At 63.9% G+C, this 418-nt stretch carries 1 protein-coding gene; it reads right to left on the reverse strand.

Annotated elements, in window-relative coordinates:
• Positions 1 to 418 (reverse strand): VCBS domain-containing protein (locus AC1DM5_RS36605; protein ID WP_477976976.1); only part of this gene is annotated, 418 nt, incomplete at both ends.

Below are 418 nucleotides of genomic sequence, written 5' to 3' on the forward strand. Positions count from 1 at the left end.
GTCGTCTGGACGGCCAGCACCGGTGCGTCATTGGCACCATGGATGGTGATGGTCAGGTTTGCCGTGGCGGTGGCGCCGGCAGTGTCGCGCATCGTGTAGCTGAAGACATCGCTCAGCGTATTGGTCGACTGGCGTAGCGCCTGGACGGCGGCATTGGTCTCGTTGACGGCATAGCTATAGACGCCCGATGCGCTGAGCACGAGACTGCCATAGGTGCCGTTCAGCGCCGTGCCGAGCGTGCCTGATGTCGCACCGAAGACGACGGCCGTGACCGTCTTGGTGTCACCGGCATCCGGATCGGTGTCGTTGGTCAGCACATTGCCGCTCGCAACCACACCACCCGAACCATTGGCAACACCACCCTTCTCGGTCGCGTCACCCGCATCGGCAACCGCCGTCGGTGTCGTGTTCGAGCTCG

The organism is Rhizobium sp. 01T437 (assembly GCF_056398505.1).